Origin of the sequence: Methylobacterium gregans (assembly GCF_022179245.1) — a bacterium.
Lineage (GTDB): Bacteria > Pseudomonadota > Alphaproteobacteria > Rhizobiales > Beijerinckiaceae > Methylobacterium > Methylobacterium gregans.
Map to the genome: position 1 here is coordinate 1 of NZ_BPQM01000009.1, position 24,411 is coordinate 24,411.

At 70.9% G+C, this 24,411-nt stretch carries 22 protein-coding genes, 1 tRNA gene and 1 other RNA gene; 9 read left to right on the forward strand and 15 right to left on the reverse strand.

Translation table 11 applies throughout. From position 1 onward, the window contains the following. Positions 1-126 precede the first annotated feature (126 nt). The 5 genes from MFF54_RS02285 to MFF54_RS02305 form a co-directional block, all read right to left on the reverse strand. Positions 127-1,308, reverse strand: a complete 1,182-nt coding sequence (locus MFF54_RS02285) for a GNAT family N-acetyltransferase (protein ID WP_238300956.1) — start codon at positions 1,306-1,308, stop codon at positions 127-129. 196 nt (positions 1,309-1,504) lie between these two features. Then, positions 1,505-2,221, reverse strand: a complete 717-nt coding sequence (locus tag MFF54_RS02290; RefSeq protein WP_238300958.1) for a hypothetical protein — start codon at positions 2,219-2,221, stop codon at positions 1,505-1,507. Positions 2,222-2,550: 329 nt separating this feature from the next. Then, positions 2,551-2,626 (reverse strand) — tRNA-Phe (locus MFF54_RS02295). An 82-nt stretch (positions 2,627-2,708) separates the two neighbouring features. Next, complete coding sequence (locus MFF54_RS02300; protein ID WP_238300960.1) at positions 2,709-2,903, reverse strand: DNA gyrase inhibitor YacG; 195 nt, start codon at positions 2,901-2,903, stop codon at positions 2,709-2,711. Further along, positions 2,900-3,601: a Maf-like protein gene (locus MFF54_RS02305; RefSeq protein ID WP_238300963.1), complete on the reverse strand. Its 702-nt coding sequence runs from the start codon at positions 3,599-3,601 to the stop codon at positions 2,900-2,902. Before MFF54_RS02305 ends, MFF54_RS02300 begins: the two co-directional genes overlap by 4 nt. A gap of 149 nt (positions 3,602-3,750) precedes the next feature. Between MFF54_RS02305 and ssrS the strand changes: the two genes are divergently transcribed. The 5 genes from ssrS to MFF54_RS02330 all read left to right on the forward strand — a co-directional run bounded on the left by ssrS (position 3,751) and on the right by MFF54_RS02330 (position 7,456). Then, positions 3,751-3,908: non-coding RNA, 6S RNA (gene ssrS, locus MFF54_RS02310), on the forward strand. Then, positions 3,898-4,491: a 5-formyltetrahydrofolate cyclo-ligase gene (locus tag MFF54_RS02315; protein WP_238300965.1), complete on the forward strand. Its 594-nt coding sequence runs from the start codon at positions 3,898-3,900 to the stop codon at positions 4,489-4,491. The genes ssrS and MFF54_RS02315 overlap by 11 nt, the downstream gene beginning before the upstream one ends. A 37-nt stretch (positions 4,492-4,528) precedes the next feature. Further along, positions 4,529-5,347: a TIGR00282 family metallophosphoesterase gene (locus MFF54_RS02320; protein WP_238300967.1), complete on the forward strand. Its 819-nt coding sequence runs from the start codon at positions 4,529-4,531 to the stop codon at positions 5,345-5,347. A 105-nt stretch (positions 5,348-5,452) separates the two neighbouring features. Beyond that, complete coding sequence (locus MFF54_RS02325) at positions 5,453-6,439, forward strand: MotA/TolQ/ExbB proton channel family protein (RefSeq protein WP_238300969.1); 987 nt, start codon at positions 5,453-5,455, stop codon at positions 6,437-6,439. A gap of 3 nt (positions 6,440-6,442) precedes the next feature. Beyond that, positions 6,443-7,456 carry a peptidoglycan -binding protein gene (locus tag MFF54_RS02330; RefSeq protein WP_238300972.1) on the forward strand — a complete coding sequence of 338 codons (1,014 nt, stop codon included), beginning with the start codon at positions 6,443-6,445 and terminating at the stop codon, positions 7,454-7,456. 257 nt (positions 7,457-7,713) lie between these two features. Here MFF54_RS02330 and MFF54_RS02335 read toward each other — a convergent pair whose 3' ends face one another. The 5 genes from MFF54_RS02335 to MFF54_RS02355 all read right to left on the reverse strand — a co-directional run bounded on the left by MFF54_RS02335 (position 7,714) and on the right by MFF54_RS02355 (position 12,475). Beyond that, positions 7,714-7,998 (reverse strand): hypothetical protein, encoded by a 285-nt coding sequence (locus MFF54_RS02335; protein ID WP_238300974.1) that lies wholly within the window; start codon positions 7,996-7,998, stop codon positions 7,714-7,716. After that, complete coding sequence (locus MFF54_RS02340; RefSeq protein WP_238300976.1) at positions 7,995-10,292, reverse strand: FdhF/YdeP family oxidoreductase; 2,298 nt, start codon at positions 10,290-10,292, stop codon at positions 7,995-7,997. The genes MFF54_RS02335 and MFF54_RS02340 overlap by 4 nt, the downstream gene beginning before the upstream one ends. 321 nt (positions 10,293-10,613) lie before the next feature. After that, positions 10,614-11,012, reverse strand: a complete 399-nt coding sequence (locus MFF54_RS02345; protein ID WP_238300978.1) for a hypothetical protein — start codon at positions 11,010-11,012, stop codon at positions 10,614-10,616. A 45-nt stretch (positions 11,013-11,057) separates the two neighbouring features. Continuing rightward, on the reverse strand, positions 11,058-12,131 hold the full coding sequence (locus MFF54_RS02350; RefSeq protein WP_238300980.1) for a quinone-dependent dihydroorotate dehydrogenase: 1,074 nt from the start codon (positions 12,129-12,131) through the stop codon (positions 11,058-11,060). Next, positions 12,128-12,475: a DUF952 domain-containing protein gene (locus MFF54_RS02355; protein ID WP_238300982.1), complete on the reverse strand. Its 348-nt coding sequence runs from the start codon at positions 12,473-12,475 to the stop codon at positions 12,128-12,130. Before MFF54_RS02355 ends, MFF54_RS02350 begins: the two co-directional genes overlap by 4 nt. 213 nt (positions 12,476-12,688) lie before the next feature. Here MFF54_RS02355 and MFF54_RS02360 point away from each other — a divergent pair, with 213 nt between their 5' ends. The 3 genes from MFF54_RS02360 (at position 12,689) to MFF54_RS02370 (ending at position 15,619) form a co-directional block, all read left to right on the forward strand. Further along, positions 12,689-13,321, forward strand: coding sequence for a S24 family peptidase (locus tag MFF54_RS02360; RefSeq protein WP_066925747.1), 633 nt, complete (start codon positions 12,689-12,691; stop codon positions 13,319-13,321). An 86-nt stretch (positions 13,322-13,407) separates the two neighbouring features. After that, positions 13,408-14,505, forward strand: coding sequence for an ATP-binding protein (locus MFF54_RS02365; RefSeq protein WP_238300984.1), 1,098 nt, complete (start codon positions 13,408-13,410; stop codon positions 14,503-14,505). Positions 14,506-14,647: 142 nt separating this feature from the next. Continuing rightward, entirely contained in the window at positions 14,648-15,619 is a 972-nt protein-coding gene (locus MFF54_RS02370) for a TIM44-like domain-containing protein (protein WP_238300986.1), read from the forward strand. A gap of 61 nt (positions 15,620-15,680) precedes the next feature. Here MFF54_RS02370 and rsmA read toward each other — a convergent pair whose 3' ends face one another. The 5 genes from rsmA to lptF form a co-directional block, all read right to left on the reverse strand. Next, positions 15,681-16,535, reverse strand: a complete 855-nt coding sequence (gene rsmA, locus MFF54_RS02375; RefSeq protein WP_238300989.1) for a 16S rRNA (adenine(1518)-N(6)/adenine(1519)-N(6))-dimethyltransferase RsmA — start codon at positions 16,533-16,535, stop codon at positions 15,681-15,683. Beyond that, the gene (gene pdxA, locus MFF54_RS02380) at positions 16,532-17,635 is read right to left on the reverse strand and encodes a 4-hydroxythreonine-4-phosphate dehydrogenase PdxA (protein ID WP_238300990.1); all 1,104 of its coding nucleotides are present in this window, start codon (positions 17,633-17,635) and stop codon (positions 16,532-16,534) included. Before pdxA ends, rsmA begins: the two co-directional genes overlap by 4 nt. Positions 17,636-17,734: 99 nt before the next feature. Next, positions 17,735-20,326, reverse strand: a complete 2,592-nt coding sequence (locus MFF54_RS02385) for an LPS-assembly protein LptD (RefSeq protein WP_238300992.1) — start codon at positions 20,324-20,326, stop codon at positions 17,735-17,737. 82 nt (positions 20,327-20,408) lie between these two features. Then, a complete protein-coding gene (lptG, locus tag MFF54_RS02390; RefSeq protein WP_238300994.1) occupies positions 20,409-21,497 on the reverse strand; it encodes an LPS export ABC transporter permease LptG in 1,089 nt (362 codons plus the stop codon). A 6-nt stretch (positions 21,498-21,503) separates the two neighbouring features. Then, the gene (gene lptF, locus MFF54_RS02395) at positions 21,504-22,664 is read right to left on the reverse strand and encodes an LPS export ABC transporter permease LptF (protein ID WP_238300996.1); all 1,161 of its coding nucleotides are present in this window, start codon (positions 22,662-22,664) and stop codon (positions 21,504-21,506) included. A gap of 214 nt (positions 22,665-22,878) precedes the next feature. Here lptF and MFF54_RS02400 point away from each other — a divergent pair, with 214 nt between their 5' ends. Beyond that, the gene (locus MFF54_RS02400) at positions 22,879-24,375 is read left to right on the forward strand and encodes a leucyl aminopeptidase (RefSeq protein ID WP_238300998.1); all 1,497 of its coding nucleotides are present in this window, start codon (positions 22,879-22,881) and stop codon (positions 24,373-24,375) included. Positions 24,376-24,411: the final 36 nt, after the last annotated feature.

Consider the following 24,411-nt stretch of genomic DNA (forward strand, 5'->3'; position numbering starts at 1 on the left):
CGGTCGGCGCCATGAACAACACCGGCGCCAATCAGCAGGTCGGCAAGAAGGGCGACGATTGCTGAGACTGCGCGAAGCGGCCTGACGCATGATCCCGGGGGCCGGCAAGACCATGCCGGCCCCCTTTCACATCCTACCGGCCGTCCGGCTCTGATCGACCGTGCCGGGCACCTGCCGCCGCCGCGCGAGACCGGTGAGCACGGCGCCGATCCCCTCGCGCCACGCCTTGGCGCGCGGGCGAAGGTGGCGGACATAGGCCAACAGGATCCAGCCACGCAGGCGTAGCGGCAGAGCGTAATCGCGCACCGGCATCGCGCCCGTCGCCCATTCCGACTTATGCCGGGACGCGGGCGCCAGGAAATCGAGTCGGTCTATCCCGAGGCCCGCCGCATTCTCGACCATGTGCCGGAACAGCAGCCGGCCGGGCCCGTGCGCTGCATGGCGCACCTCGTAGGCCTGGACGAGGGAGGCGTAGGCGCCCGCATGGACCAGGCCGGCCTCCACCGCCGCGGTCTCGCCGCCGACCGTGAGGCGCAGCACGAGGGCATTCGGACAGGCCGCCAGCCCCTGCAAAAACGCTGCATTGGCCGGGTGGCCGTAGCCGGCGCTGACGCGGCCGGTGCGCCGCAGCCAAGCCTGCTTCAGCCGCAACGCCTCCGCCATCACCCGGACCCGCGCCTCGGGCTCTGCGACGACCTCGAACGCCACCGGGCCGGCCTCGGCGAGATGGCGCAGGTTCCGCTGAAGCGTGTTGCGCGTGCGGCCCGAGCGTCTGCGGGCCTCGGCGTTGCGGAAGTCGCAGAACGGCGCCTCCGCTCCACGCGTTGCGAACCGCCCGCGCGGTTCGACGAGCGGCGCGATGGCCGCATCCGCGCGCACACCTTTCAGGAGCACGGCGTCCACGTCGCGCATCGACCGCACCGCCTGCCACGCCCTGTCCAGCCACACCTCGCGCTCCGCCCCCGGGGCGAGGAGTGCGTCCGCGTACTGCGTCGCGGGCTCGCCGAAACTGCGCAGGACGCGCAGCGGGCCGAGCCGTTGCACCACCAACGGCCAGAGCAGGACGAGCCGGCCGTCCTGGTGAACGGTGAGGATGCGGGGCGCCAGCCGGCAGCCGGCTCGCCGCGCGGCCGCCTCCCAGGTACGGCACCAGCCGTAGCTCTGGAAGACACCGCTCGAACGCACCTCGAGGGCGCTCCAGGCCTCCCGCAGGGACTCAAGATCCTCGCTGACGGCGACGTGGCACCTCTCAAGCGCGCCGTCCCGAATCGGCGTACCGAGGGCGTCTGCCGGAAGAGCTTCCAACATGCCGAAACGGTCCTCTCCGGATGTCGCGCAGACAGGATCCCGCGTGACGACGAGGATCTACGCACGAACTTCTGTCGAAAACATGGACCGCCTCGTAAAAGGTCCGATATCTAAAGGATCTAATCCGGAAGTTTTCATCCTCCAATGCTCATGCGCAGACGATTTTAGCCGCGCGTCCGGCGGTGCCGCCGGTGTGCTACCGGGTGCCGGGCGCCCCCGGGTCTTCGCCTGAGGCATCCGGCGGAGTGGTCTTCGCGGGTTCGGCCTGTCCGAGAGCCTCGCGGTGGCCATTCGCCGCGCGCGCCTGCGCTTCGGAGACCTCCCGGCGGGTCCGCTCCAGAAGACCGTCGAGCTTGGCCAATTCCTCCATGCCCCCGGCCCGCTTGGCGTCGAGTGCGGAGACCTCGGCCTCGAGTTCGGCGCGTTTCTGCTCGAGCAACGCGATCGCTGCCGACAGCCGGTCGCGGTCGGCGCGCGAGGCTGTCAGTTGCTGCTGGAGGTCGTCGCTCTCGCGCAGGGCGCCATCCACCTTGGCGCGCGCCGCCGAAAGATCGGTCTGGAGCGAGGCCGCTGCCGCGATGGCCTCCTCGGCCGCCTTGCGGCGCGCCTCGAGCCCCGCGACCTGCGCCTCGGTCTCGCGGGCCGCCTGCCCCACCGTCCGCTCACGCGCCTCGGCCCGTCCGATCTCGGCCTTCAGGTCTGCCAGCGAGCCGGAGGCCGCCTGCCGTTCCGCGATCTCCTGCCGGAGCGCGGCCCGGTCGGTCTTGAGGGTGCGGATCTCCTCCGCGTGCCTCTGGCGCTCGTTGCCGAGCCTCAGCAACAAGACGGCGACGAGCGCCAGCAGGGCGCAGGTGATCAGCACCCAGAGCAGCGAGGCCCGGCTCCGCGGGGATGAACGTCTGAGACGGAGCATGGGGACGATTCCGGGCTCGCGGCGGCGATACCGGGTCAACGCAAGCTCGGCCGCAAGGCTCCCGGCGGACCGAGCTGCCCTTCGCCGGAGGGGGGCGGCTGTACGCCCTCGATCCGAATGCTTCGAACGCGCGGACGGTGAGCCGCACCTCTCCTCCCGACACAGCGCATTGCCAGGGAAGCCAGTCGACGCGCTTCAGCCCGTGGCGGCTGCAACGAACGCGACGAAGCTCACGCTTCTGCCGACGAAATGGATATCAGGGATAGTGATCGATTGCAGGCCAGATCTTGAAGCGAGATCTTGGTAGGCGGCACCGATCAGAGAAGAGATGGTGCCCAGGGGCGGAATCGAACCACCGACACTGCGATTTTCAGTCGCATGCTCTACCAACTGAGCTACCTGGGCGACATCCGCGCCGCTCGGCGGCGTCGGATGGCGGTCGTATAAGGGGCGTTTTCGGTCCTGTCTAGCCTCCGTAACGCGTCCGTCACGTTTTCTCGTTCTGGTCGTCGTGCGGGGACGGGCCGGTGTCGTCCTGGTCCTCGCCCGGGATCACGTAGCGGTCGCTGAGCCAGCGGCCGAGATCGACGTCGGCGCAGCGCTGCGAGCAGAACGGCTTGTAGGCCGGTGCGGCCGACTTCCCGCAGATCGGGCAGGGAGCGGGCGCCTCGCGGGTGCTCATGCCATCGCCCCCCAGCGCGCCCGGACGGGGAAGCCCTCGCCCTCCAGCAGGCTCGCGGTCTCGTAGAGAGGCAGGCCGACCACCGCGCTGTAGGAGCCGACGAGCTTGACCACGAAGGCACCGGCGAGCCCCTGGATCGCGTATCCGCCGGCCTTGCCCCGCCACTCGCCGGAGCCGAGATAGCCCTCGATCTCCCGGCCCGAGAGGCGCTTGAAGCGCACCCGGCTCTCGACGAGGCGCTCGCGGCGATTGCCGCGGGGGGTGAGCAGGCAGAGAGCCGTGTAGACCCGGTGCTGCCGGCCCGAGAGCAGCCGCAGGCAGTCGGCGGCCTCGTCGGGCAGCTCGGCCTTCGGCAGGACGCGGCGGCCGACCGCCACCACGGTGTCGGCGGAGACGAGCCAGGTGCGCTCATCGCCGCCCGCCCGGCGCATCGCGGCCTCCGCCTCGGCGAGCTTCTCGCGCGCCAAGCGCTTGGCGAGGTCGCGCGGTGCCTCGGCCTTGCGCGGCGTCTCGTCCACGTCCGCGGGCAGGAGCGCGTCCGGCTCGATGCCGATCTGCTGCAGGAGAGCGAGGCGGCGCGGCGAGGCGGAGGCCAGGATCAGCCGCGCGCCAGGCAGCGCCGCGACCTCCGTCGGGCTCTCGGCCGATCTCAGGCCCTGGTCCGCGGGGACCTGCTCCGCACTCGTCTGCTGGGTCATGATTCTTCGGTACGCACCGCGCGACGCCCCCGCGGGAGGCGGCGGCTCTGGCTCTCGCGGGTGGTAAATGAAGGTCGGCCGGAAAGAAACAATGGCCCCGGGCGCGCCGGCCCCTGGCGCGCCGGCCCGCGCCTCGCTACATGGTGTGGGCGGGGCTGCAGAGTTCGTCAGGAGAACTTTTCCCCGGGGCCTTATCGACTCCCTCGGGAGCTGTTCCTGGCCTCGTCCGTGGACTTGGCCAACACGGCGCCCACCTACGCTGTAGGTTTCCCGGGATCGATCCTCCAACGGCTCACGTGGCTCCGCACCCCGCTTCCCAAAATCTGAAGGCCGCGCTGCGAAGCGCCGCGCTCGCCCGCCGCGATGCCCTCTCGGCCGACGATCGCGCGGCAGCCTCCCGCTCGGTCGCCGAGACCGTTCTGGCGATGCCGGCCCTCGCCCGGGCCCGCCTCGTCGGCGCCTTCTGGCCGATCCGCAGCGAGATCGACCCGCGCCCGATCGCCGAGGGTCTCTTCGCCCGCGGTCAGCGCGTTGTGCTGCCGCAGGTCACGCCCGCGGGCCTCGTCTTCCGCGAGTGGCGCGCCGGCGAGGCTCTGGTGAAGGGCGGCTTCGGCCTGTCCGAGCCCCGCGCCGACCTGCCCCCCCTCGATCCCGACGCCCTCGTGGTCCCGCTCGCCGCCTTCGACCGGCAGGGCCAGCGCATCGGCTACGGCCGCGGCTACTACGACGGCGCGATCACCCGGCTCTCCGCGCTGCACCCGGTACTGACCGTCGGCATCGCCTTCGCGTGCCAGCAGGTGGACCACGTGCCCGCCGAGCCGCACGACCGCCCCCTCGACCATGTCGTGACCGAGGACGGCCCGGTTCCGCTGGCGCGCGAACCGGCCTAACCTCGCGGGCCCCCGACCTCTCGAAACACGGACCATCATGCGCCTGCTCTTCCTCGGCGACGTCGTCGGGCGTCCCGGCCGCTCCGTCGTCGCCGAGCACCTGCCGCGGTTGCGCGAGCGCTGGCGGCTCGATTGCGTGGTGATCAACGGCGAGAACGCCGCGCACGGCTTCGGCATCACCGAGACGGTCTGCGACGAGCTCATCCAGGCCGGCGCCGACGCGGTGACGCTCGGCAACCACAGCTTCGACCAGCGGGAGGCGCTCGTCTTCATCAACCGCCAGGAGCGGCTGGTGCGGCCCGCCAACTACCCGCCGGGCACGCCGGGGCGCGGCGCCTGCATCGTCGAGACCCGCACGGGCGCGCGCGTCCTCGTGGTCAACGTGATGGGCCGCGTCTTCATGGACGCGATGGACGATCCCTTCGCGGCGGTGGAGCGCGAGCTCTCGGCCTGCCCGCTCGGCGAGGCGGCCGACGCGGTGATCGTGGACGTCCACGCCGAGGCGACGAGCGAGAAGCAGGCCTTCGGCCACTTCCTCGACGGGCGCGCGAGCCTCGTCGTCGGCACGCACACCCACGCGCCCACCGCCGACCACCGCGTGCTGCCCGGCGGCACCGCCTACATGTCGGATGCCGGCATGTGCGGCGACTACGATTCCGTGCTCGGCATGAACAAGGACGAGCCGATCCGCCGCTTCCTGCAGAAGACGCCGGGCTCCCGCTGGGAGGTCGCGGGCGGGGAGGGAACGCTCTGCGGCATCGCGGTCGAGACGGATGCGAAGGGGCTTGCCCGCGGCGCCTGGGCGGTGCGGATCGGGCCGCATCTGGAGGAGACTTGGCCGAAAGCCTGGGATTAGGCTCGCGCGCCGCACGATCCGCGGCTTGATCGCCCGGGACGCTGCCGCCACAGTGCCGGCCCGACCGGCGCGCGCGCGCCCAACCCGAGCCGCGAGACGCGACCGATGGCCGCCCTCCCCACCGCCACGAGGCCCTCGGCCGAGCCGAGGACTGGAAAAGCCGTGATCGCGAAACCCGGCATCTACCTCGTGCGGATGCTGGTCTTCCTGATCTTGATCGGCTTCCTCGCCTTCGTGCTGTTCCGGCAGATCACGCCGGCCTTCCTGGCCAATCCCGGCCTCAACGGCCTGATCCTCGGCATTCTGCTAATCGCGGTGCTGCTCGCCTTCGGGCAGGTGCTGCGGCTGTTCCGGGAGGCATCCTACGTCAATGCGGTGGCGGCCGGCGGGCAGGCGCGGTCCCCGAACCTGCTCAAGCCCCTGGAGCCCGCCGTCGCGGCGCGGGCGGAGGGGGCGACGCTCCCCGGAACCCGCGCGTTCCTCGACACGGTCGCGGCCCGGCTCGACGAGGGGCGGGACATCCTGCGCTACATCGCGGGACTGCTCATCCTGCTGGGCCTCCTCGGCACCTTCTGGGGCCTCATCGACACGCTCTCCGCGGTGGGCTCGGTGATCCGCTCGATGCGCGGCGGGGGCGACGCCGCGGTGATGTTCGACGAGCTGAAGAACGGGCTCGCGGTGCCGCTCTCCGGCATCGGCCTCGCCTTCTCGGCCTCGCTCTTCGGCCTCGCGGGCTCCCTGGTCATCGGCTTCCTCGATCTCCAGGCGGGGCAGGCCCATGCCCGCTTCCACAACGAGCTGGAGGACTGGCTGACCTCCGGATCCGAGGCGGCCGCGCCGCTCGCCGCCTCCCCGGGCACGGGCGCGCGGGAGCTTCAAGAAGCGGTCGACCGTCTGACGAGCGTGATCCAGGACGGCGCGAACGGCCGCGCCGCCGCCCAGGCCATGGCGAACCTCGCCGAGGGCATTCAGGGCCTCGTTCAGCACATGCGCTCAGAGCAGCAGATGATCCGCGACTGGGTCGAGGCGCAGGCGAGCCGCGAGCGCGAGCTTAAGCAGGTGCTCGACCGGCTCGGGCGCGAGCGGGTCTAGGCGATGGCCTCCCGCGCTGCCCGCCGCGAGCGCGGCCTCAACGTCTGGCCGGGCTACGTCGACGCGCTCGCCACGCTTCTGCTCTCGGTGGTCTTCCTGCTCACGGTCTTCGTGGTGGGGCAGTTCTTCGTCTCGCAGGAGCTGTCCGGGCGCGACACGATGCTGGCCCGGCTGAACCGCCAGATCGCCGACCTCACCGACCTCCTGGCGCTGGAGCGCTCCAATCGGCGGGGCGATGCCGCGTCGCTCGAGTCCCTGCGCTCCTCGCTCGCCGCCGCCGAGAGCGCGCGCGATCAGGCCCGGGCCGAGGCGCAGGCCAGCGGGGCGCAAGGCGGGCAGGCCGGCGAGCTCGACCGGCAGCTCCAGGCCGAGCGCGGCGCGACCCGGCGCGCGCTCAACCAGATCGACCTGCTGAACGAGCAGCTCGCCGCCATGCGCCGCCAGCTCGCGGCGCTCGAGGACGCGCTCGCGGCCTCGGAGCAGCGCGACCGCGAATCCCAGGCCCGCATCGCCGATCTCGGCAGCCGCCTGAACGTGGCGCTTGCCCAGAAGGTGCAGGAACTCGCGCGCTACCGCTCCGACTTCTTCGGTCGGCTGCGCCAGATCCTCGGCTCGCGGCCTGACATCCGCGTCGTCGGCGACCGCTTCGTGCTGCAATCCGAGGTGCTGTTCCCGGCGGGCTCGGCCACGCTCAAGCCCGAGGCCGGGCCGGAGCTCGACCGTATCGCCGCGGCCATCGCCGACCTCGCCCGGCAGATCCCGTCCGATATCGCCTGGGTGCTGCGGGTGGACGGGCACACCGACGTGCGGCCGATCGCGAGCGCGCAGTTCCCGTCGAACTGGGCGCTCTCGGCCGCCCGCGCCATCGCGGTGGTGCAGTATCTCGCGGCCAAGGGCATCCCGCCCCAGCACCTGCTCGCCGGCGCCTTCGGCGAGTTCCAGCCCCTCGACGCCGGCACGAGCGACGAGGCCTACGCCCGCAACCGCCGCATCGAGATGAAGCTGACGGAGCGGTGAGGGGGGATAGCCGCTGCGTGCACCGCTCTCCCTCCCCCCTCTGCGGGGGAGGGTGGGCCGGCCGTCAGGCCGGGTCGGGAGAGGGGTGACTGTTTCAGGGTTGGGCTCAGCCCTGCATGCAGGCCGCGCCTCAGCGGGAAGCCTCGCCCCCGCTCTGCGGGACTTCGTCCCGACCGACACCTGCTGACGCAGGAGTTTCCCTCCCCCGCAGAGGGGGGAGGGGGACCGCGACGAGCAGAGAGCGGCGCTCCCCCGCCTCAGGCCGCCTGCTTGAACAGCGTGCGGGCCTCGTCCGTCGGCGCGAAATGGGTGCGCTGGGTGCGCGGGTCGCGTTCGGTCACCGCGACGAGACCGGCCTCGTCCAGGCGCGTCAGCGCGCGCAGGACGTGGGCGTGGGCCACGTCGAACACCCGGGCGAAGCTGCGGGTGTCGGGCGAGAGGCCGAGATGCGGCGCGGCCAGCAGGCCCGCCTCCAGCCGCGAGAGGTCGGGGCGGCGCGCCTGCAGCTCCTCGACCGTGCCGATGAATTCAACTTCCGTCATGCTGCATTCCGTGCATGGAGGGTGACGAGGACCGACTTCGAGGTCGGCGTGTCGCTCTGCGCCCCTGCGGTCGAGAGCGGCACCAGCACGTTCAGCTCCGGGTAGTAGCCGGCGAGCGCGCCGCGCGGCATGTCGAAGGGCACGAGGCGGAAATCCTCCGCCACCCGCTCCATGCCGTCCCGGTGCGTGCCCCGGATGTCGACCCGGTCGCCCAGCCGGCCGCGGATCTCGGCGAGATCCTCCGGATGAGCGAACACCACGCGCCGCTCGCCGTAGACGCCGCGGTAGCGGTCATCGAGGCCGTAGATCGTGGTGTTGTACTGGTCGTGGCTGCGGAAGGTCTGCAGGACGAACGTATCGTCGGTGGCAGCCGCCCGCTGGTGCTCGGTGGTCTCGGGCAGGGGGTCGTCAGAGAAGGTGGCGCGGCCCACCGCCGTCTCGAAGACGCGCTCCGCCGCGAGGTTGCGCAGCATGAAGCCGCGGGGCCGGCGGACCCGGGTGTTGTAGCCCGCGAAGCCCGGGATCGTGCGCTCGATCAGTTCGCGGATGCGGTCGTGGTCGTCGGCGAGCGCGACCCAGTCGACCCGCTCCGAGCCGACCGTAGCGGCCGCGATCCCTGCGATGATCGCCACCTCCGAGCGCAGATGCGGGGAGGCCGGCTTGTTGATGCCGCCCGAGCCGTGGACCATGCTCATCGAGTCCTCGACGGTCACGATCTGCGTCTTGCCGCGGCTGTTGCGGTCGATCTCGGTACGGCCGAGGCAGGGCAGGACGTAGCCGACCGCGCCAGGCACGAGGTGCGAGTGGTTGAGCTTCGTCGCGATGTGGACGGTGAGGCGGCAGGAGCCGAGGGCCTTCGCGACCAGGGCGGAATCCGGCGTCGCGCGGGCGAAGTTGCCCCCCAACCCGATGAAGGCCCTGGCCGAGCCGTCGAGCATGGCGCCGATCGCCGCCAGCACGTTGTGGCCGTGTCGGCGGGGGGCCTCGAAGTGGAACTCGCGCTCCAGCGCATCGAGGAGCGCGGCTGGCGGCTTCTCGTTGATGCCGACCGTCCGGTCGCCCTGCACGTTCGAGTGGCCGCGCACCGGGCAGAGGCCCGCGCCGGGACGCCCGACATGGCCGCGCAGGAACATGACGTTGGCGATCTCGCGAATCGTCGCGACCGAGTGGCGGTGCTGCGTCACGCCCATCGCCCAGGTGGCGATGACCTTGTCGGCGCCGAGATAGACCTCGGCCATCGCCTCGATCTCCGCCCGGGTCAGGCCCGACTGGTCGAGGATGGCGTCCCACGCCGTCGCGTCGACGGCGGCGCGCCACGCGTCGAGGCCGGCGGTGTGCTTAGCCAGGAACGCGCGGTCGAGGAGCGAGGGGCGGCCCTCGGCGAGAGCCGCGTCGTCGGCCGCGAAGATCGCCTTGGCCATGCCCCGGAAGGCCGCCATGTCGCCGCCCAGCCGCGGCTGCAGGTAGTGGCTGGCGATCGGGCGGCTCGCGCCCCGCAGCATCTCGACGGTGTTCTGCGGGTCGGCGAAGCGCTCCAGGCCGCGCTCGCGCACGGGATTGAGCACCACCACGCGGGCGCCGCGCTCCGCCGCCCGGCGCAGGTCGCCCAGCATGCGGGGGTGGTTGGTGCCCGGATTCTGGCCCACGACGAAGATCGCGTCAGCGCGCTCGAAATCCTCCAGCGTCACCGTGCCCTTGCCGACGCCGATGGCCTGGGTGAGCGCGATACCGCTCGCCTCGTGGCACATGTTCGAGCAGTCGGGGAAGTTGTTGGTGCCGTAGAGCCGGGCGAAGAGCTGGTAGAGGTAGGCGGCCTCGTTGGAGGCCCGGCCCGAGGTGTAGAACTCGGCCTGGTCGGGATGTGCCAGCGCGTTGAGCTCGGCCCCGATCTCCGCGAAGGCCTCGTCCCAGGAGACCGGCAGGTAGCGGTCGCTGGCGGCGTCGTAGCGCATCGGATGGGTGAGCCGGCCCTCGCCCTCCAGCGCGTAGTCGGTCCAGCCGCGGAGCTCCGTCACGGTGTGGCGGGCGAAGAAGGCCGGCGGCGTGCGCTTGTCGGTCGCCTCCCAGGATACCGCCTTCACGCCGTTCTCGCAGAACTCGAAGGAGGAGCCGTGCTCCGGATCGCCCCAGGCGCATCCCGGGCAGTCGAACCCGTCGGGCTGGTTGGCCTTCATCAGGGCGCGGGCGCCCGAGAGCGGGGCGCGACTGCCGAGCAGGTGCTTGCCGCAGGACTTCAGGGCACCCCAGCCGCCGGCCGCGGAGGAGCGCTTGGGAGACGCGACCGGGTGGTCCATGTGCTTGTCTCGGGAACTTACCGTGTGCGGCGGCGAGATAAGCGTCGAACCCGGGCGCGCTCAATCGCGTGCCGGCGCAGGCCCCTCATGCGTAGAATGCGTGGGTCTAGCGCTCTGTTTTTATACTTGTTCGAGCTTCTCGATGCGGGAAGCGCGGGTCGATCTGCTTCCGAACGGCGGGCCTGCGGTCGACGTAATCTGCTTGTCGAACGACAAGAACTTTTGGTCAAGCCGCGCCGTTCTGCAATTGGGTGCCGGGTCGGATGAATGTCGGAATTTTTATTCCGATCCGCGGCTGACCAATTGTCGACGGGATGACGGTCACGCGCTGGTGCAGTTGGCGGCGAAAAGGGCCTGTGCGCGCTGCATCGCCTGGAAATCCGCCGGGCTCGCGGGATTGCGCAGTTCCGGGCCCTCCGGCAGCCGGGCCAGGAAGGCGCTGCCCAGATCGGCCACGAATCCGCGCGGGCCCGTATAGCTGCCCATGCGGTTGCGGACATCGACGGCCCCGCACAGGGCGCCGGCCCGGCCGACGCGCAGGCCCGTCACCTGCGCGTCCGGGCTTCGCAGCACGCGCGCCACGAGCGCCAGCACCGCCCCGGTCTTCTCCGGACCGAGGGCGGCGTCGGATCCGTCCGTCACCGTCTGGGCCGCAACGCCGGAGATCGTGAGGAGGAGCGTCGCGGTTGCGCGTGCGATCGACCGGAACCGTGATCTCATATCTGCCCTCCCCGAAAACCCGGACGCTGCCGCGCCACCCCTGTCTCAACCCTTGGCGAGAGCCGCCGCCTCCCGCCCGACGGCCGCCGCGAGGTTCGGGAGCCCCTCCCGTTGCAGGCGGTCGAGCAGGCCCCGCTTGATCGCGCCGACGAGGCCCGGCCCCTGGTAGACCAGGGCCGAGTAGAGCTGCACGAGGCTCGCGCCCGCGCGGATCTTGGTCCAAGCCGCCTCGGCCGAGTCCACGCCGCCGACGCCGATCAGCGGCACCTTGCTCCCGACCCGCAAATAGGTCTCGGCCAGAAGCTTCGTCGCCGGGCCGAAGAGCGGGCGCCCCGACAGGCCGCCGGTCTCGCGCGCCAGCACCGTCTCGGTGAGGCTCTCCGGCCGCGCCACCGTCGTGTTCGAGACGACAAGCCCCTGCACGCCGCGCCGGAGAGCCGTGGCGCAGATCGCGTCGAGGGCGTCGAGGGTGATGTCGGGGGCGATCTTCAGCAGTACCGCGGCGCGCGCGCCCGTCCCGTCCCGCGCTTCGACCACCCGGGCGAGGAGCTCGTCCAGGAAAGCCTCGCCCTGGAGGTCGCGCAGGCCCGGCGTGTTCGGCGACGACACGTTCACGGTGACGAAGGCGACGTGGGGGGCGAGCCGGGCGGTGCAGGCGACGTAGTCGGCCAGCCGGTCCGCCGCGTCCTTGTTAGCGCCGATGTTGACGCCGACGACGCCCGGACGACCCGCCCGAGCGGCGAGCCGGTCCGCGACCACGTCGAGCCCCTCGCTGTTCAGGCCGAACCGATTGATCACCGCGCCATCGGCCTTCAGCCGAAACACCCGCGGGCGCGGATTGCCGGGCTGCGGCCTCGGCACCACGCCGCCGACCTCGACGAAGCCGAACCCGAGCCCCAGGAGCGCGTCCGGCACGGTGGCACCCTTGTCGAATCCCGCGGCGAGACCGACGGGATTGGGCAGGTTAAGCCCGAGTATCCCGACGGCAAGTCGCGGGTCGTCGGCGGCCGGACGGCGCGCCGGAAGGGCCGCCAGAGCCCGCAATGTCAGGTTGTGGGCTTGCTCCGCATCGAGGCCGTGGAGCACCGGGCGGACCAGGGGGAACAGGACTTCGATCATGCCGCGATCTCCGCCGGGAAGACGTGTCGCCCATCTTCCCCTAGCGGCAGCTCGGCGACCGAACGCACCGCCGCGAGCGGCAGGTCGCCGTAGAGGTGCGGGAACAGCGCGCCCCCGCGCGAGGGCTCGTATCGCAGGGCGTCGCCGAGAGCCCTGGCCTCGACCGCGACGAGCAGGAGATCGCGCTGTCCGGCGAAATGGCGCGCTGCCGTTTCAGAGACTTGGCCCGCAGCCGAGAGGTGGATGAATCCGTCCGCCACGTCCACGGGCGCCCCCGTGAACCGGCCCACGGCTTCGGCCTCGCGCCAGAGATCGCGAGGGCAGATCTTGTAGATGAGGGGCATGCGCGCGTCCGTTCGTTGCGCGCCGTCGATACGGCGAGGCGCCGCTTTCTGACAACTATTCCCGCGTGCTGCGGTTGATCCGGCACCGAGCGGAGTGGTCCGGAAAACGGCTTCGCGCGGGCAATGAGCGGTTGCATTCGGCGCCGTGTAGTTCTACTTTCCTACAACTAGGCCGTGCGTCTTTGCGGTCCGTTGAGGCACAGAGCCCGACAGATGTTGTCCCACGAACAGATCTGGACCGCCATCGACAGGCTGGCGGAACGTCATGGCTACTCCCCGTCCGGCCTCGCTCGCCGCTCGGGCCTCGACGCCACGAGCTTCAACCGCTCGAAGCGAATCGGCGCGGACGGTCGCAAGCGCTGGCCCTCGACCGAATCGGTCTCGAAGGTGCTGGCGGCGACCGGTGCGAGCCTCGACGAGTTCCTGCGCCTGATCGAGGCGCGGGAGGGGCCGGTGCGCTCGACCGTGCCGCTCATCGGCATGACCCAGGCCGGCGTCGGCCGCCTCTTCACCGAGGAAGGCATGCCGACCGGCGGCGCCGGCTGGGAGGAGGTCGATTTCCCCGATCTCGGCGAGGAACGCGCTTTCGCCCTGGAGGTGCAGGGCGACTCAATGATGCCGCTGTTCCGCGACGGCGACGTGCTGATCGTCTCGCCCTCGGCGAGCGTGCGGAAGGGCGATCGCGTGGTGGTGCGGACCCATACGGGCGAGGTGCTGGCCAAGGAACTGCGGCGCCGCACGGCCCGCACGGTCGAACTGGTATCGCTGAATCCCGATCACGAGGATCGAGTCCTCAACGTCGGCGAGATCGCCTGGATCGCCCGGGTGATGTGGATCCGGCAGTAACGGGTTCCGGGCAGACTTGGCCGTCAGCGCAGGTACGGTTAACGCTGGGCGGGTCGCGGGCAGAGCCCGCCCGACCGGATGGCATCATGGCGGAGCCCGTAGCGGATGTTGGCGATGGAGGCCGAGGAGAGATCATCTCCAAGTCGGCCGCTTTGCTTGATGCCGCCGCCGTACCGTCTTTCCTGCTCGACGGCGCCGCGGCGCAGGCGCGGATCGTCTACGCCAATACTGCCTTCCTGGCGCTGATCGGTTACCCGCTCGCGGATATCCTCGGCGCCGATCTGCGCGTGCTGCTCGGTGACCGGGCCGGCACCGTGGATGGGGAGCCCTTTGAGTTTCTCGGTGCGCGTCGCGACGGGTCGACCTTCTGGGGCTGCCTAACGCTCGGCCCCGTGGCGGGCAGCGTGTTGCGGCTCGGGCAGGTGATCGACGTGACCCGGCGCCGTGATGTCGAGGGCGCGCTCGCCCTCTCCCGCCAGCGTGAGGCGCTTGGCCTGCTCACGAACAGCGTTGCGCACGAGTTCAACAACTTCCTGCAGATCCTGATCGGCTACATCGACGGGCTGAAGCGCCGTCTCGGTGAACACCCCGAACCGTTTGTTCAGCGTGCCATGAGCCGCTCGACCGATGCGACGGAGCGGGCCGCCGTGTTGACTAGGCAGCTCCTCGCCTTCTCGCGCCGGATCGCGCCGGACGTGCGCGCCATCGACCTCGACGCGGCGGTGGCGGAGGCCGCAGCGGCGATCCGCCCGACACTCCCGGCGCGGATCCGACTCGAGCTGGCGACGACGCCGAACCTCCCCTGGGCAATCGCGAATCCAACCCAGGTCGACCTCGCACTGCGCCACCTCGTCGCCAATGCCTGCGAAGCAATATCGGAGAGCGGCACGATCACGCTCGCGACCTTCTGCATCGGGCCCGGCGAGCGCTCGATGCAGCATCCGGGCGAGGGAGCCGTGGGCTTCACAGTCTCGGATACCGGAAGCGGCATGTCGCCGGAGATGCTTGCCCGGGCGCTGGCGCCCTTTGCGACGAGCCACGAGGCCGGCCGCGGCGCGGGCCTCGCCATCGTGCACGGGCTGATGAAGCGCCAGAATGGTACAATCAGCCTCGATAGCCGGCCCGGCCAGGGGACCGAGGTCCGTCTCGTGTTTCCGGCCGCGATGCGGCGCGACACGGCTTGATCGGCCGTTCGCGTCGCCCGACGCTATCGAAACGCAGCGGTCGGCATGGACTAAAAGGCCGCATCATCCGTCTCCATATAGTCGGGGCGTTCACAACGCCGCGATCCTTATCTCGCGTTCGGTACTCTCGCAGAGGCTCTCGATGCTCACCTCCACCAAGCGCCGTAAGCGCACGGCGACCTTCCTGGCGCTGGCGGCGGCGCTGACGGTTGCAGCTCCTATCGCCGAGGCCCGGCCCGGAGGCGGCGGCAGCGTCGGCTCGCGGGGGTCCCGCACCTTCAACGCGCCCTCCGCAACGCAGACTGCGCCCGGCACGGCGGCCCCGATGCAGCGCACGCAGCAGCAGCCTGGCATGACCAATCCGGGTATGCAGCCGCAGCAGGGGCGGCGATTCGGCGGTGGCTTCATGGCGGGCCTCCTCGGCGCCGGCCTGATCGGCGCGCTGCTCGGCGCCGGTTTCTCGGGCGGCCTCGGCGGCTTCGCCTCCTTCCTCGGCCTTCTCCTGCAGGTCGGCCTCGTGGTGCTGCTCGTCTCGTTCGCCGTGCGCTGGTTCCGGCGCCGCAACGCGCAGCCGCAGCCCGCGGGCGCCGGTGCGCCCTACGCGCGCCAGGCGATGAATGAGGGCCCGGGGCAGAACCCGATGGGCGCTGGCGGTCCGTCGGCGGGCCCGATGGGCGGTATGCTCGGCGGCCAGCCGCGTCCGGTGCAGCAGCGTCCGGTCCAGATCGGGCCGAACGACTTCCAGTCCTTCGAGCGCCTGCTGGGCGAGGTCCAGGACGCCTACTCGCACGAGGACAAGGTCGGCCTGCGCAATCTCGCGACGCCGGAGATGGCCGGCTACTTCGAGGAGGAGCTCCAGGCGAACGCCGCGCGCGGCGTCGTCAACCGGGTCAGCGAAGTCAAGCTTCTGCAGGGTGACCTGTCGGAGGCCTGGGGCGAAGGACCGGACGAGTACGCCACCGTGGCGATGCGCTACGCGCTGAAGGACGTCACCCTCGACCGCCGCACGAATCAGGTGGTCGAGACCGGCGCCCCGCAGGCGACAGAGCTGTGGACCTTCGTCCGCCGTCCGGGCCGCCCGTGGATCCTCTCGGCGATCCAGCAGACCGCCTGATCACGGTCCGACGATCAAGAGGCCGGCGTCGCGGAGGCGACGTCGGCCTTTTTCATGCCTGTCAGCGCCCGCGGGCGCGATCCCAGGCATTCGCCAGGGCGACGAAGCCGGCGACCGGCACCTCCTCCGCCCGCGCGGTCTCGGCGAGGCCGGCTTCCGCGAGCAGCGGAGCGGGATCGCAACCCAGACCCTTCAGGCTCTGACGCAGCATCTTCCGGCGCTGCCCGAAGGCCGCGCGCGTCACCGCCTCCAGTGCGCCGACCCGACAGGGCAGGGGATCCGTGCGGGGCAGCAGCTGCACGATGCTCGACGTGACCTTGGGCGGCGGCACGAAGGCCGAAGGGCTGACGTCGAACAGGATGTCGGCCCGCGTGCGCCAGCCGCAGAGCACGCCGAGCCGGCCGTAATTCGCCCGGTCGCCCTCGTCGGCGACGATCCGCTCGGCGACCTCGCGCTGGAACATCAGAGTCAGCGAATCCCACCAGGGCGGCCAGGCCTCGGTATCGAGCCAGCCGGTCAGGAGCGGCGTGCCGACATTGTAGGGAAGGTTCGCGACGATCCGGGTCGGGCCGTCCCCGATCAGCGGGCGCGGATCGAACGCGAGCGCGTCCGCGTCCACCACCTCGAGCCGGCCCGGATAATGCGCGGCGATCTCGGCGAGCGCGGGGAGCGCCCTCGGATCGCGCTCGATCGCGATCACCCGTCCGGCGCCCTCGGCGAGGAGAGCCCGCGTCAGGCCTCCGGGACCCGGCCCGACCTCCACGACCGTGACGCCCGCGAGCGGGCCTGCCGCCCGGGCGATGCGGCCGGTGAGGTTGAGGTCGTAGAGGAAATTCTGGCCGAGCGCCTTCTTCGGTTCCAGGCCGTGCCGCGCGACCACGTCGCGCAGCGGCGGCAGCCCATCCGGTGCGCTCACAGCTCGTCGTCGGGGTCGAAGTGGCGCATGTCCGTCCGGCGTCCGGCGTAGAGGCTGAGCGGGATCACCTCGGCGCTCTCCGGGCGGCCGATCCCGGCATTGCGCGCGAGCCGGTCGGCGAGGCGGAGCGCGGCGATCAGGCTATCGGGCCGGGCGAGACCCTGCCCGGCGATGTCGAAGGCGGTGCCGTGGTCGGGCGAGGTGCGGATGAAGGGCAGCCCCAGGGTGACGTTCACCCCGTCGTCGAAGGCGATGGTCTTGATCGGGATCAGAGCCTGATCGTGGGTGGGCGCGAGCGCCACATCGTAGGTCTCCCGCGCCCGGGCATGGAACAGGGTATCGGCCGGCAGCGGTCCCCTGATGTCGATGCCTTCCCCCCGCAGCCGCGCCACGGCCGGGGCCAGCACGTCGCGGTCCTCGGTCCCGATCGTGCCGGCCTCGCCCGCGTGCGGGTTGAGCCCGGCCAGGACGAGGCGCGGATCGTGAAGACCGAAGCGTGTCCGGAGGTCGTGCACGACGATGCGGGCCGTCTCCTCGACGAGATCCTGCGTGAGGAGGGCCGGTACGTCGCGCACGGGAACGTGGATCGTCACGGGGACGACCGAGAGCATCTCGCTCCAGATCATCATCACGGGTTTCGGCGGGGCCAGCCCGGGTGGGACCGCGAGCACCGCGAGAAATTCGGTGTGGCCGGGATGCGCGAATCCGGCCCGCGTCAGCACGAACTTGGCGATCGGGTTGGTTACCAAGGCGCTCGCGCGGCCCGCCTTCACCAGACCGACCGCTGTGGTGATCGACTCGATCACCGCGCCCGCGTGGACAGAGTCCGGTCGCCCGGGCAGGGCGGCGACCGTGGCGCCGCTCGGAAGCGCCACGACGGGTAGCGCCCGCGGGAACACCTCCGCGGCCGTCTCGGGATCGATCTCCGCGACCGGGACCGGCAAGCCCATCCGGTCTGCGGCCCGTTCCACGAAGGCCGGGTCGGCGACGAGGAAGAACGGCGGCAGCGGCTGCGCGCCGCCGCGCGCGAGCCAGGCTGCGAGCGCGAGTTCCGGACCGATCCCGGCCGGGTCTCCGAGGGTGAGGGCGAGAGGGGGCATGGACGGGCCTGACGATGCGCGGGCGTGCGCGGCCGGCGATGCGGCGCTCTGGGTCTGCGATCTAAGGGAATTCGGCGCGCCCGCAAGCGGCGGGCGGTCTCAGCGCACCGAGGCGATGCCGTCGTTGGTGGTGACGCTGCCGACATTCTGGCGCAGATCCGCCTCGCCGAGCGTCTTCAGCTCGACGCGGAGCAGCACCGTCTGATTGCGCTCGCGCGTGCCGAGCGCGGTGGCGATCGGCGAGACGATGTAGTTCAGCGAGACCGTGGTGCACTCGTCCTGGTAGCCGCCGCCGAGGCTCAGGCCCGACAGGTAGAACCGGCCCGGGTTCTGATAGACCGGCAGGGTGCCGGTCGGGTTCGCGAGGTAGCTCGTCAGCGCCGTCGCGTAGAGGTCGCGGGTGTCGAGGTAGTGCGTGAGGTCGACCAGCGCCGAGCCCGTGAGGAACCAGTTCGGGGTGATGTTGTAGGTCGCGCTCGCGGTCACGCCCTCGCGGCGATGGCTGAAGCCCAGCAGCGGCTGCGCCTCGTAGTAGGAGTAGAAGGTCGAGAGCGTCAGCGGCAGGAACGGCGCGAAGCGCGCGGTCACGCCCGCCTCGAAGCGGTTCACCTTGAAGTCGGCCTGGTCGAAGCGCGCCCGGCTGATGAACGAGATGTTCTGGTTCGGCGAGACCTGGAACCGCCCGACGAAGTCCGAGCGACGGGTCTCGAGCCCCGACTCGAGGCCGACATTGGCCAGATCCCCGCGCCGGAACGAGTTGACGCCCGCGACCTGGATCGACTCGCCGAACATCACGTTCGTGTACCAACCCGACGCCGTCACCACCGAGTACTGGCCGCCGAGATTGGCCCGCACGCCGCCCTCGGCGCGATCGTAGCCGGAGAATTTGTCCCACTCGAACAGCGAGGTGTCGTCGAAGACGAGGCTCTGCGCGTCCTCGTTCGGCAGGCGGCCGATCCGGGTCTCGGAGGGGCGCGCGATGATCTGGGCGATCGGCTCGATCGTGTGGACGCCGAGCGGCCCGAAATCGCTGACGAAGGGGTAGCGGTAGTCGAGGCCAACCGCCGGGATGACGCGGCCGTTGAAGCCCTCGCCGACGTTCGCGATCGTCGGCACCAGGGCGTTCTGGTAGCCCGACAGGCTCGGATTGGTGAAGAAGGCGTCCGCCCTGAGATAGGTGAAGGGCGTGAAGACCTGGCCCGCATCGTCGATGAAGCTGCGCCGCCAGGAGGCCATGGCGGAGGCGCGCGTGTTCGTGCCGGCGAGCCCGCGGATCAGGCACGAGGCCTGGTTGAAGATCGCGCAGGTCTCATAGAGCGGGTAGCTGACCCCGTTGACGCTCGGGCTGAACAGGTAGGCGCTGGTCCGCGGCAGGCCCTGGAAGTCCGTCGCCTCGCGGGTCAGGCTGGTTATGTTCGCCTCGAAGCGCACCTCGCCGCCGATCTCGCCCGGGCCGTTGATCCGCTTGTCGTAGTCGATCACCGGCGCGACGATCGGCTGCTCCTTCTGCCAGTCGAAGCTCGACAGGCCCTTGAAGTAGTAGCCCCGCGCCTCGAACCACGAGCGGTCGCCCTGGCCGATCAGGTAGGCGGTCGAGACGGCCTCACGGAAGTAGTCCGTCGTGATGTTCTGGTTGCGGATCCGGTAGTTGTCGAGGAACCACTTGTCGGTGACGCCGACGAGGTCCCAGCCGGTGCGCCAGCGGTCGTTGATGTAGAACCGGCCCCGGCTCTCGATCGAGCCACGGAAGTCGCGGTCGCCCGCGCCGAGCGGCCCCGGCAGGAAGGCCGAGGGCGTCGTCTGGAAGATGCCCGACAGGCGCAGGTTGAAGCTGCCGTTGTCGAGCCGCTGACGGTACTCGGCCTGGCCGAGCACGCCCTGGCGGCTCAGGAAGGCGGGCGAGAGCGTGAGGTCGTAATCCGGCGCGAGGTTGAAGAAGTAGGGCACCGCGACGCCGGTGCCGACCGCCGTCGAGGTGATGAAGCGCGGCGTCAGGAAGCCGCTCTTGCGCTTCACCGTCGGGTCCGGCGCCTCGAAGTAGGGCAGGTAGGCGACCGGAATGCCGGCGAGTTCGAGGGTCGATTCCTCGAAGTAGACCGTGTGGGTCTCGTTGTTGTGGACGATCTTGGCGGCGCGCACCTGCCAGAGCGGCGGCACCTCCGGGTTGTCCTTGCAGGGCTCGCAGGCCGTGTAGGTGCCGTAGTCGAAGCGGGTCTGCTCGCCGTTCAGGCGCTCGGCGCGCGGCGCCGAGAAGCGCGTGCGCACGGTCTCTCCGCGGCGCTCGACCGATTGCTGGATGCGCAAGCTGTCGATGAAGCCGGTCTTGAAGTCGTCCGTCAGCTCCATCCGGTCGCCGGTGACGACGGCGCCGTCCTGGTCGGTCAGGCGGACATTGCCCTCGGCGAAGACGCGGGACGAGCCGCGGTCGTAGCGCACGCGGTCGGCCTGGAGGGTGCGCGGGCCGTAATGCAGCTCGGCATTGCCCTTGGCCGTGACGGTGTTCTTGTCGTTGTCGTAGATCAGCTCGTCGGCCTCGACGAGCAGCTTGTCGCCCGGCTTGCCCTCGACCTTCTTGGCGAGCGGATTGGCGGAGGCTCCGGATTGGGCGAGCGCGGGCGCGGCCGCGAGGGCAGAGCCCGTCAGCAGCGCCAGCATCCCGGCGACCCGCGCGATGTCGGAGACCTTACGCAACGCCTGTCCCAACTCCGGTGACGTCCGTCGTCACGAACCCAACCAAAACCGCCTCCCGGAGGCCCGCTCGGGCGAGCGGGTTTCAGCCGTCTTCCTGGTACAGAAGCGTGAGCGTACCGAGAAGGCTTCCTACCACGGCCGGCAACCACGCCGCCACTGGCGCGGCCACGATACCCGCAGCTCCGAGACCCTCCATGACCTGCCGGGCGACGTAGAGCGCGAAGCCCGCCGCGACCCCGCCGAGGACGAGCTTCCCGACGCCACCAAAGCGGAAAAACCGTAAGGAAACGGTTGCGGCCACCAGCACCATGGCGACGAACAGGACCGGGCGCGCCCAGAGGACGTCGTACTGGAGGCGATACTTCGTGGCGTCCAAGCCCGCCCGCTCGGTGCGCGCGATGGTGTCCGGAAGTTGCCAGAAAGGCACAGATTCCGGAGGGGTGAAGCGCTGCCGGACCTGGCCTGGGTCGAGCGTCGAGGCGATCAGGTAGGTGTCGAAGCTCTCGGGCGGCGACTCGGATGTGAGAAGGCGCACATCGCTCAGCTCCCACCAGCCGTCGTGGAGCGTGGCGCGCGCGGCGACGAGCTGCGAGACGAAGCCGCCGTCGTCGTTGAAGGTGAAGACCTGCACGCCGGCGAGTGTCGTGGTCCCCTCGATCGCCGTCTCGGCCCGGATGATGGCCGAGCCGTCGACGCTCTTCTGGCGCATGTAGAGCGCCTTGCCGGAACCGGCCTTGGTCGACTTGGCGAAGATCTTCGCCTCGATCTCGGTCGAGCGCTGCTTCAGGGCGGCCGAGACCGGGTTGTAGACCCCGATCGCGAGGCTGCCGATCGCGAGCGCCACGAAGACCCCCGGCTGGAGGAACTGCCAGGCGGAGATTCCGGCCGCGCGCGCCACCACGAGTTCCAGCTTGCGCGAGAGCTGGAGGAGGGCGGCCATCGATCCGAACAGCACCGCGAAGGGCAGCACGCCCTCGGCGACCGCGGGAGTGCGGTAGAGCGAGAGCTGCGCCATCAGCCCGGCCGAGGCACCCTCGGCGTCGCCCGCCCGGCGCAGCAGCTCCACGAAGTCGAGCGTGTAGACGAGCGCGAACACGGTGAGGAACACGCCCAGCACCGTGCGGGCGAAGCGCTTGGCGAAGTACAGCCCGAGGGTCCGGCCGATCAGCACGCTTGCCTAGCCCCGCGCCAGGCGGGGGACGCGCGGCGCGAGCCCCCGGAGTGAGGCGGCCAGCCGCGCGTTGAAGGCCCGCACCTTCGCCCCGTGGAAGATCACCAGGGCGGACAGCCCGATCGCGAGCAGCGGCACCGCGTAGACGGCCGCGACCGCCGCCTGGCTGCGGGCGGCCGCGCTGACGGCGGCGAAGCCGGCGATCCTCAGGAGCACGACCGCTACGACCGCGCCGGCCACCGCCATCCCGCGGCCCGATCGGGTGGTGCGGGGGTCGCCGAGCGCCGCGAAGGCGATGAAGGCCAGCGCGAGGGGATAGAGCCAGGACGAGAGGCGGTCGTGCAGCTCGGCCCGGAAGCGGCCCTTCTGGAGCTTGAAGTAGACCTCGTCCCGGTCGGGGAAGAGGAGCTGCGTGGTCGAGCGCTCGCGCGGCTTGTAGACGACCTCCGAATCGGGCGGCGCGAAGGCTGCGAGGTCGATCGTGTAGCGCTCGAAGGTCAGGATCGACGAATCGCGGCTGTCCTTCTGCTGCTGGTGCACGCTGCCCTTCTCGAGCGCGAGGTAGCTCTGGCCGTCCACCTCGATCGCGTTGCCGCGCTCGGCGAGGTAGACCTTGTTCTTCCCGGCCTCGCGGGCGTCTTGGATGAAGAGGCCCAGCAGCGTGCCGTTCTGCCCGCGCTCGCGGAAGTGGAAGGTCAGCCCGCTGTCGAGGCTGGTGAACTGGCCCTCCTTGACGACGTTCGCGATGAAGTCGCCGCGCACGCGGGTGATCACGTCGCGCAGTTCCTGAAAGCTCGCGGGCATCACCACGATCGTCAGGAAGCCGACCAGGAAGCTCACGGCGAGAGCCAGGGAGAGGAAAGGGCGCAGGATGGCGCGCGGCTTCATGCCGGCGGCCGACATCACGATGAGCTCGGAATCGCCGTTGAGCTTGTTCAGGGCGTAGATCACCGCGATGAACAGGGCCATCGGGGCGATCACCACGATCAGCGTCGGCAGCGACAGGCCGGTGACGAACAGGAAGATCAGGAGCGTCTGCCCTTTGGCGGTGATCAGGTCGAGCTCGCGCAGGGCCTGCGTCACCCAGATCGTCCCGGTCAGCCCGATCAGGCAGGCGAGGCAGGCGCCGAGCGCGATGCGGAAGATGTAGCGCTCGATCTGGGTCATCGCGTCGGCTCGGACCTCCTCGGAAACCGGCCCGTCCCCCTGTTCGGCCGGCTGCGGATTCCGGCATGGCGCGCGAAGTGAGGCGGTTTCAAGAGCATGCGCGCCGCGTTGCGTTCTCCGCCTCAGCGGCTACACAGGGCGGACAACGCAGGGACGCTCCCGCGCGGGGCCGGCCCCGTGCCAGGAACAGCAGTCGAGCTCGGAAAGCAACCACATGGCGGACGGCATCACCATCACCTTCGCTCCGGTGGGCCGGGCCGGCGGGGGCGACCTCGTCGTGTTCGTGGGCGACGACCTCGCGCTGAGCGCGGCCGCCCGCGACGTGCTGGGCGGCGCCGGGGCCGATCTGGTGGCGCGGGCCGCGGCCTCCGAGCAGTTCCGGGGCCGCCATCTCACCGCGCTCTCGCTGCCGGCGCCGGCGGGGGTCGAGGCCGACCGGCTCGTCGTGGTGGGGCTCGGCTCCGACAAGGACCGCGGCAAGATCGAGTGGCCGGTGCTCGGCGGCTTCACCGCCGGCAAGGTCTCGGGCCGCACCGCCCGGGTGGTTCTCGACTGGCCGGGTGCCGCGATCACCCCGCGCGACGCCGCCGACTTCGCCCTGGGCGCGCGCCTGCGGGCCTACAGCTTCGACCGCTACAAGACGAAGAAGAAGCCGGACGCAGAGGACAAGACCGGCTCGGCGCTCACCCTGATGCTGCCGGCCCATGCCGAGGCGGAGACGGCGGCCGGCGACACCCGCGCGGTGGCCGAGGGCGTGACGCTCGCCCGCGACCTGATCAACGAGCCGCCGAACGTGCTTTCCCCGGCCGAGTTCGCGGCCCGCGCCTCGGAACTCGCCACGCTCGGCGTCGAGATCGAGGTGCTGGAGCCGGCCCGCCTGCGCGAGCTGAACTTCGGCGCGCTGCTGGCGGTGGCGCAGGGCTCGGTGCGCGAGCCGCGCGTGGTGGTGATGCGCTGGAACGGCGGCCGCCCCGGCGAGGCGCCCCTGGCGCTGATCGGCAAGGGCGTGGTGTTCGATTCGGGCGGCGTCTCGATCAAGTCGGCCGGCGGCATGGAGGACATGAAGGGCGACATGGGCGGGGCGGCCGCCGTCGTGGGCACGCTCCACGCGCTGGCCGCCCGCAAGGCGAAGGTGAACGTCGTCGGCGCCATCGGCATCGTCGAGAACATGCCGGACGGCGCCTCCTACCGTCCCTCCGACATCGTCACCTCGATGTCGGGCCAGACCATCGAGGTCATCAACACCGACGCGGAGGGCCGCCTCGTGCTGGCCGACGTGATCTGGCACGTGCAGCAGACCGAGAAGCCCAAGGCGATCATCGATCTCGCCACGTTGACCGGCGCGATCATCGTGGCACTCGGCCAGGACATCGCCGGCCTGTTCTCGAACGACGACGAGCTCGCGGCCAAGATCACGGCCGCCGGCGAGGCGACTGCCGAGAAGGTCTGGCGGATGCCGCTGATCCCGGCCTACGACAAGGCGATCGACTCGAAGTTCGCCGACATGAAGAACACAGGCGGGCGCCACGGCGGCGCGGCGACCGCGGCGGCCTTCATCAAGCGCTACGTCAACGACACGCCCTGGGCCCATCTCGACATCGCGGGCGTGGGCATGTCCTCGACGCCGAACGAGATCAACCGCAGCTGGGGCGCGGGCTGGGGCGTGCGCCTGCTCGACCGGCTGGTGCGCGACAACTACGAGGGCCGGTAGGGCTCGAAGGCCCAGCCTCCCTGCTTCCCCCGCTCA

Coding starts and splice junctions, on each gene's coding strand:
- MFF54_RS02360 (WP_066925747.1), top strand. CDS start 12,689: ATGTTGTCCCACGAACAGATCTGGACCGCCATCGACAGGCTGGCGGAA.
- MFF54_RS02345 (WP_238300978.1), bottom strand. CDS start 11,012: ATGAGATCACGGTTCCGGTCGATCGCACGCGCAACCGCGACGCTCCTC.
- MFF54_RS02355 (WP_238300982.1), bottom strand. CDS start 12,475: ATGCCCCTCATCTACAAGATCTGCCCTCGCGATCTCTGGCGCGAGGCC.
- MFF54_RS02365 (WP_238300984.1), top strand. CDS start 13,408: ATGGCGGAGCCCGTAGCGGATGTTGGCGATGGAGGCCGAGGAGAGATC.
- MFF54_RS02290 (WP_238300958.1), bottom strand. CDS start 2,221: ATGCTCCGTCTCAGACGTTCATCCCCGCGGAGCCGGGCCTCGCTGCTC.
- MFF54_RS02370 (WP_238300986.1), top strand. CDS start 14,648: ATGCTCACCTCCACCAAGCGCCGTAAGCGCACGGCGACCTTCCTGGCG.
- lptF (WP_238300996.1), bottom strand. CDS start 22,664: ATGACCCAGATCGAGCGCTACATCTTCCGCATCGCGCTCGGCGCCTGC.
- MFF54_RS02305 (WP_238300963.1), bottom strand. CDS start 3,601: ATGACCCAGCAGACGAGTGCGGAGCAGGTCCCCGCGGACCAGGGCCTG.
- MFF54_RS02285 (WP_238300956.1), bottom strand. CDS start 1,308: ATGTTGGAAGCTCTTCCGGCAGACGCCCTCGGTACGCCGATTCGGGAC.
- MFF54_RS02320 (WP_238300967.1), top strand. CDS start 4,529: ATGCGCCTGCTCTTCCTCGGCGACGTCGTCGGGCGTCCCGGCCGCTCC.
- MFF54_RS02340 (WP_238300976.1), bottom strand. CDS start 10,292: ATGGACCACCCGGTCGCGTCTCCCAAGCGCTCCTCCGCGGCCGGCGGC.
- MFF54_RS02335 (WP_238300974.1), bottom strand. CDS start 7,998: ATGACGGAAGTTGAATTCATCGGCACGGTCGAGGAGCTGCAGGCGCGC.
- MFF54_RS02350 (WP_238300980.1), bottom strand. CDS start 12,131: ATGATCGAAGTCCTGTTCCCCCTGGTCCGCCCGGTGCTCCACGGCCTC.
- MFF54_RS02330 (WP_238300972.1), top strand. CDS start 6,443: ATGGCCTCCCGCGCTGCCCGCCGCGAGCGCGGCCTCAACGTCTGGCCG.
- MFF54_RS02300 (WP_238300960.1), bottom strand. CDS start 2,903: ATGAGCACCCGCGAGGCGCCCGCTCCCTGCCCGATCTGCGGGAAGTCG.
- pdxA (WP_238300990.1), bottom strand. CDS start 17,635: ATGCCCCCTCTCGCCCTCACCCTCGGAGACCCGGCCGGGATCGGTCCG.
- MFF54_RS02400 (WP_238300998.1), top strand. CDS start 22,879: ATGGCGGACGGCATCACCATCACCTTCGCTCCGGTGGGCCGGGCCGGC.
- MFF54_RS02325 (WP_238300969.1), top strand. CDS start 5,453: ATGGCCGCCCTCCCCACCGCCACGAGGCCCTCGGCCGAGCCGAGGACT.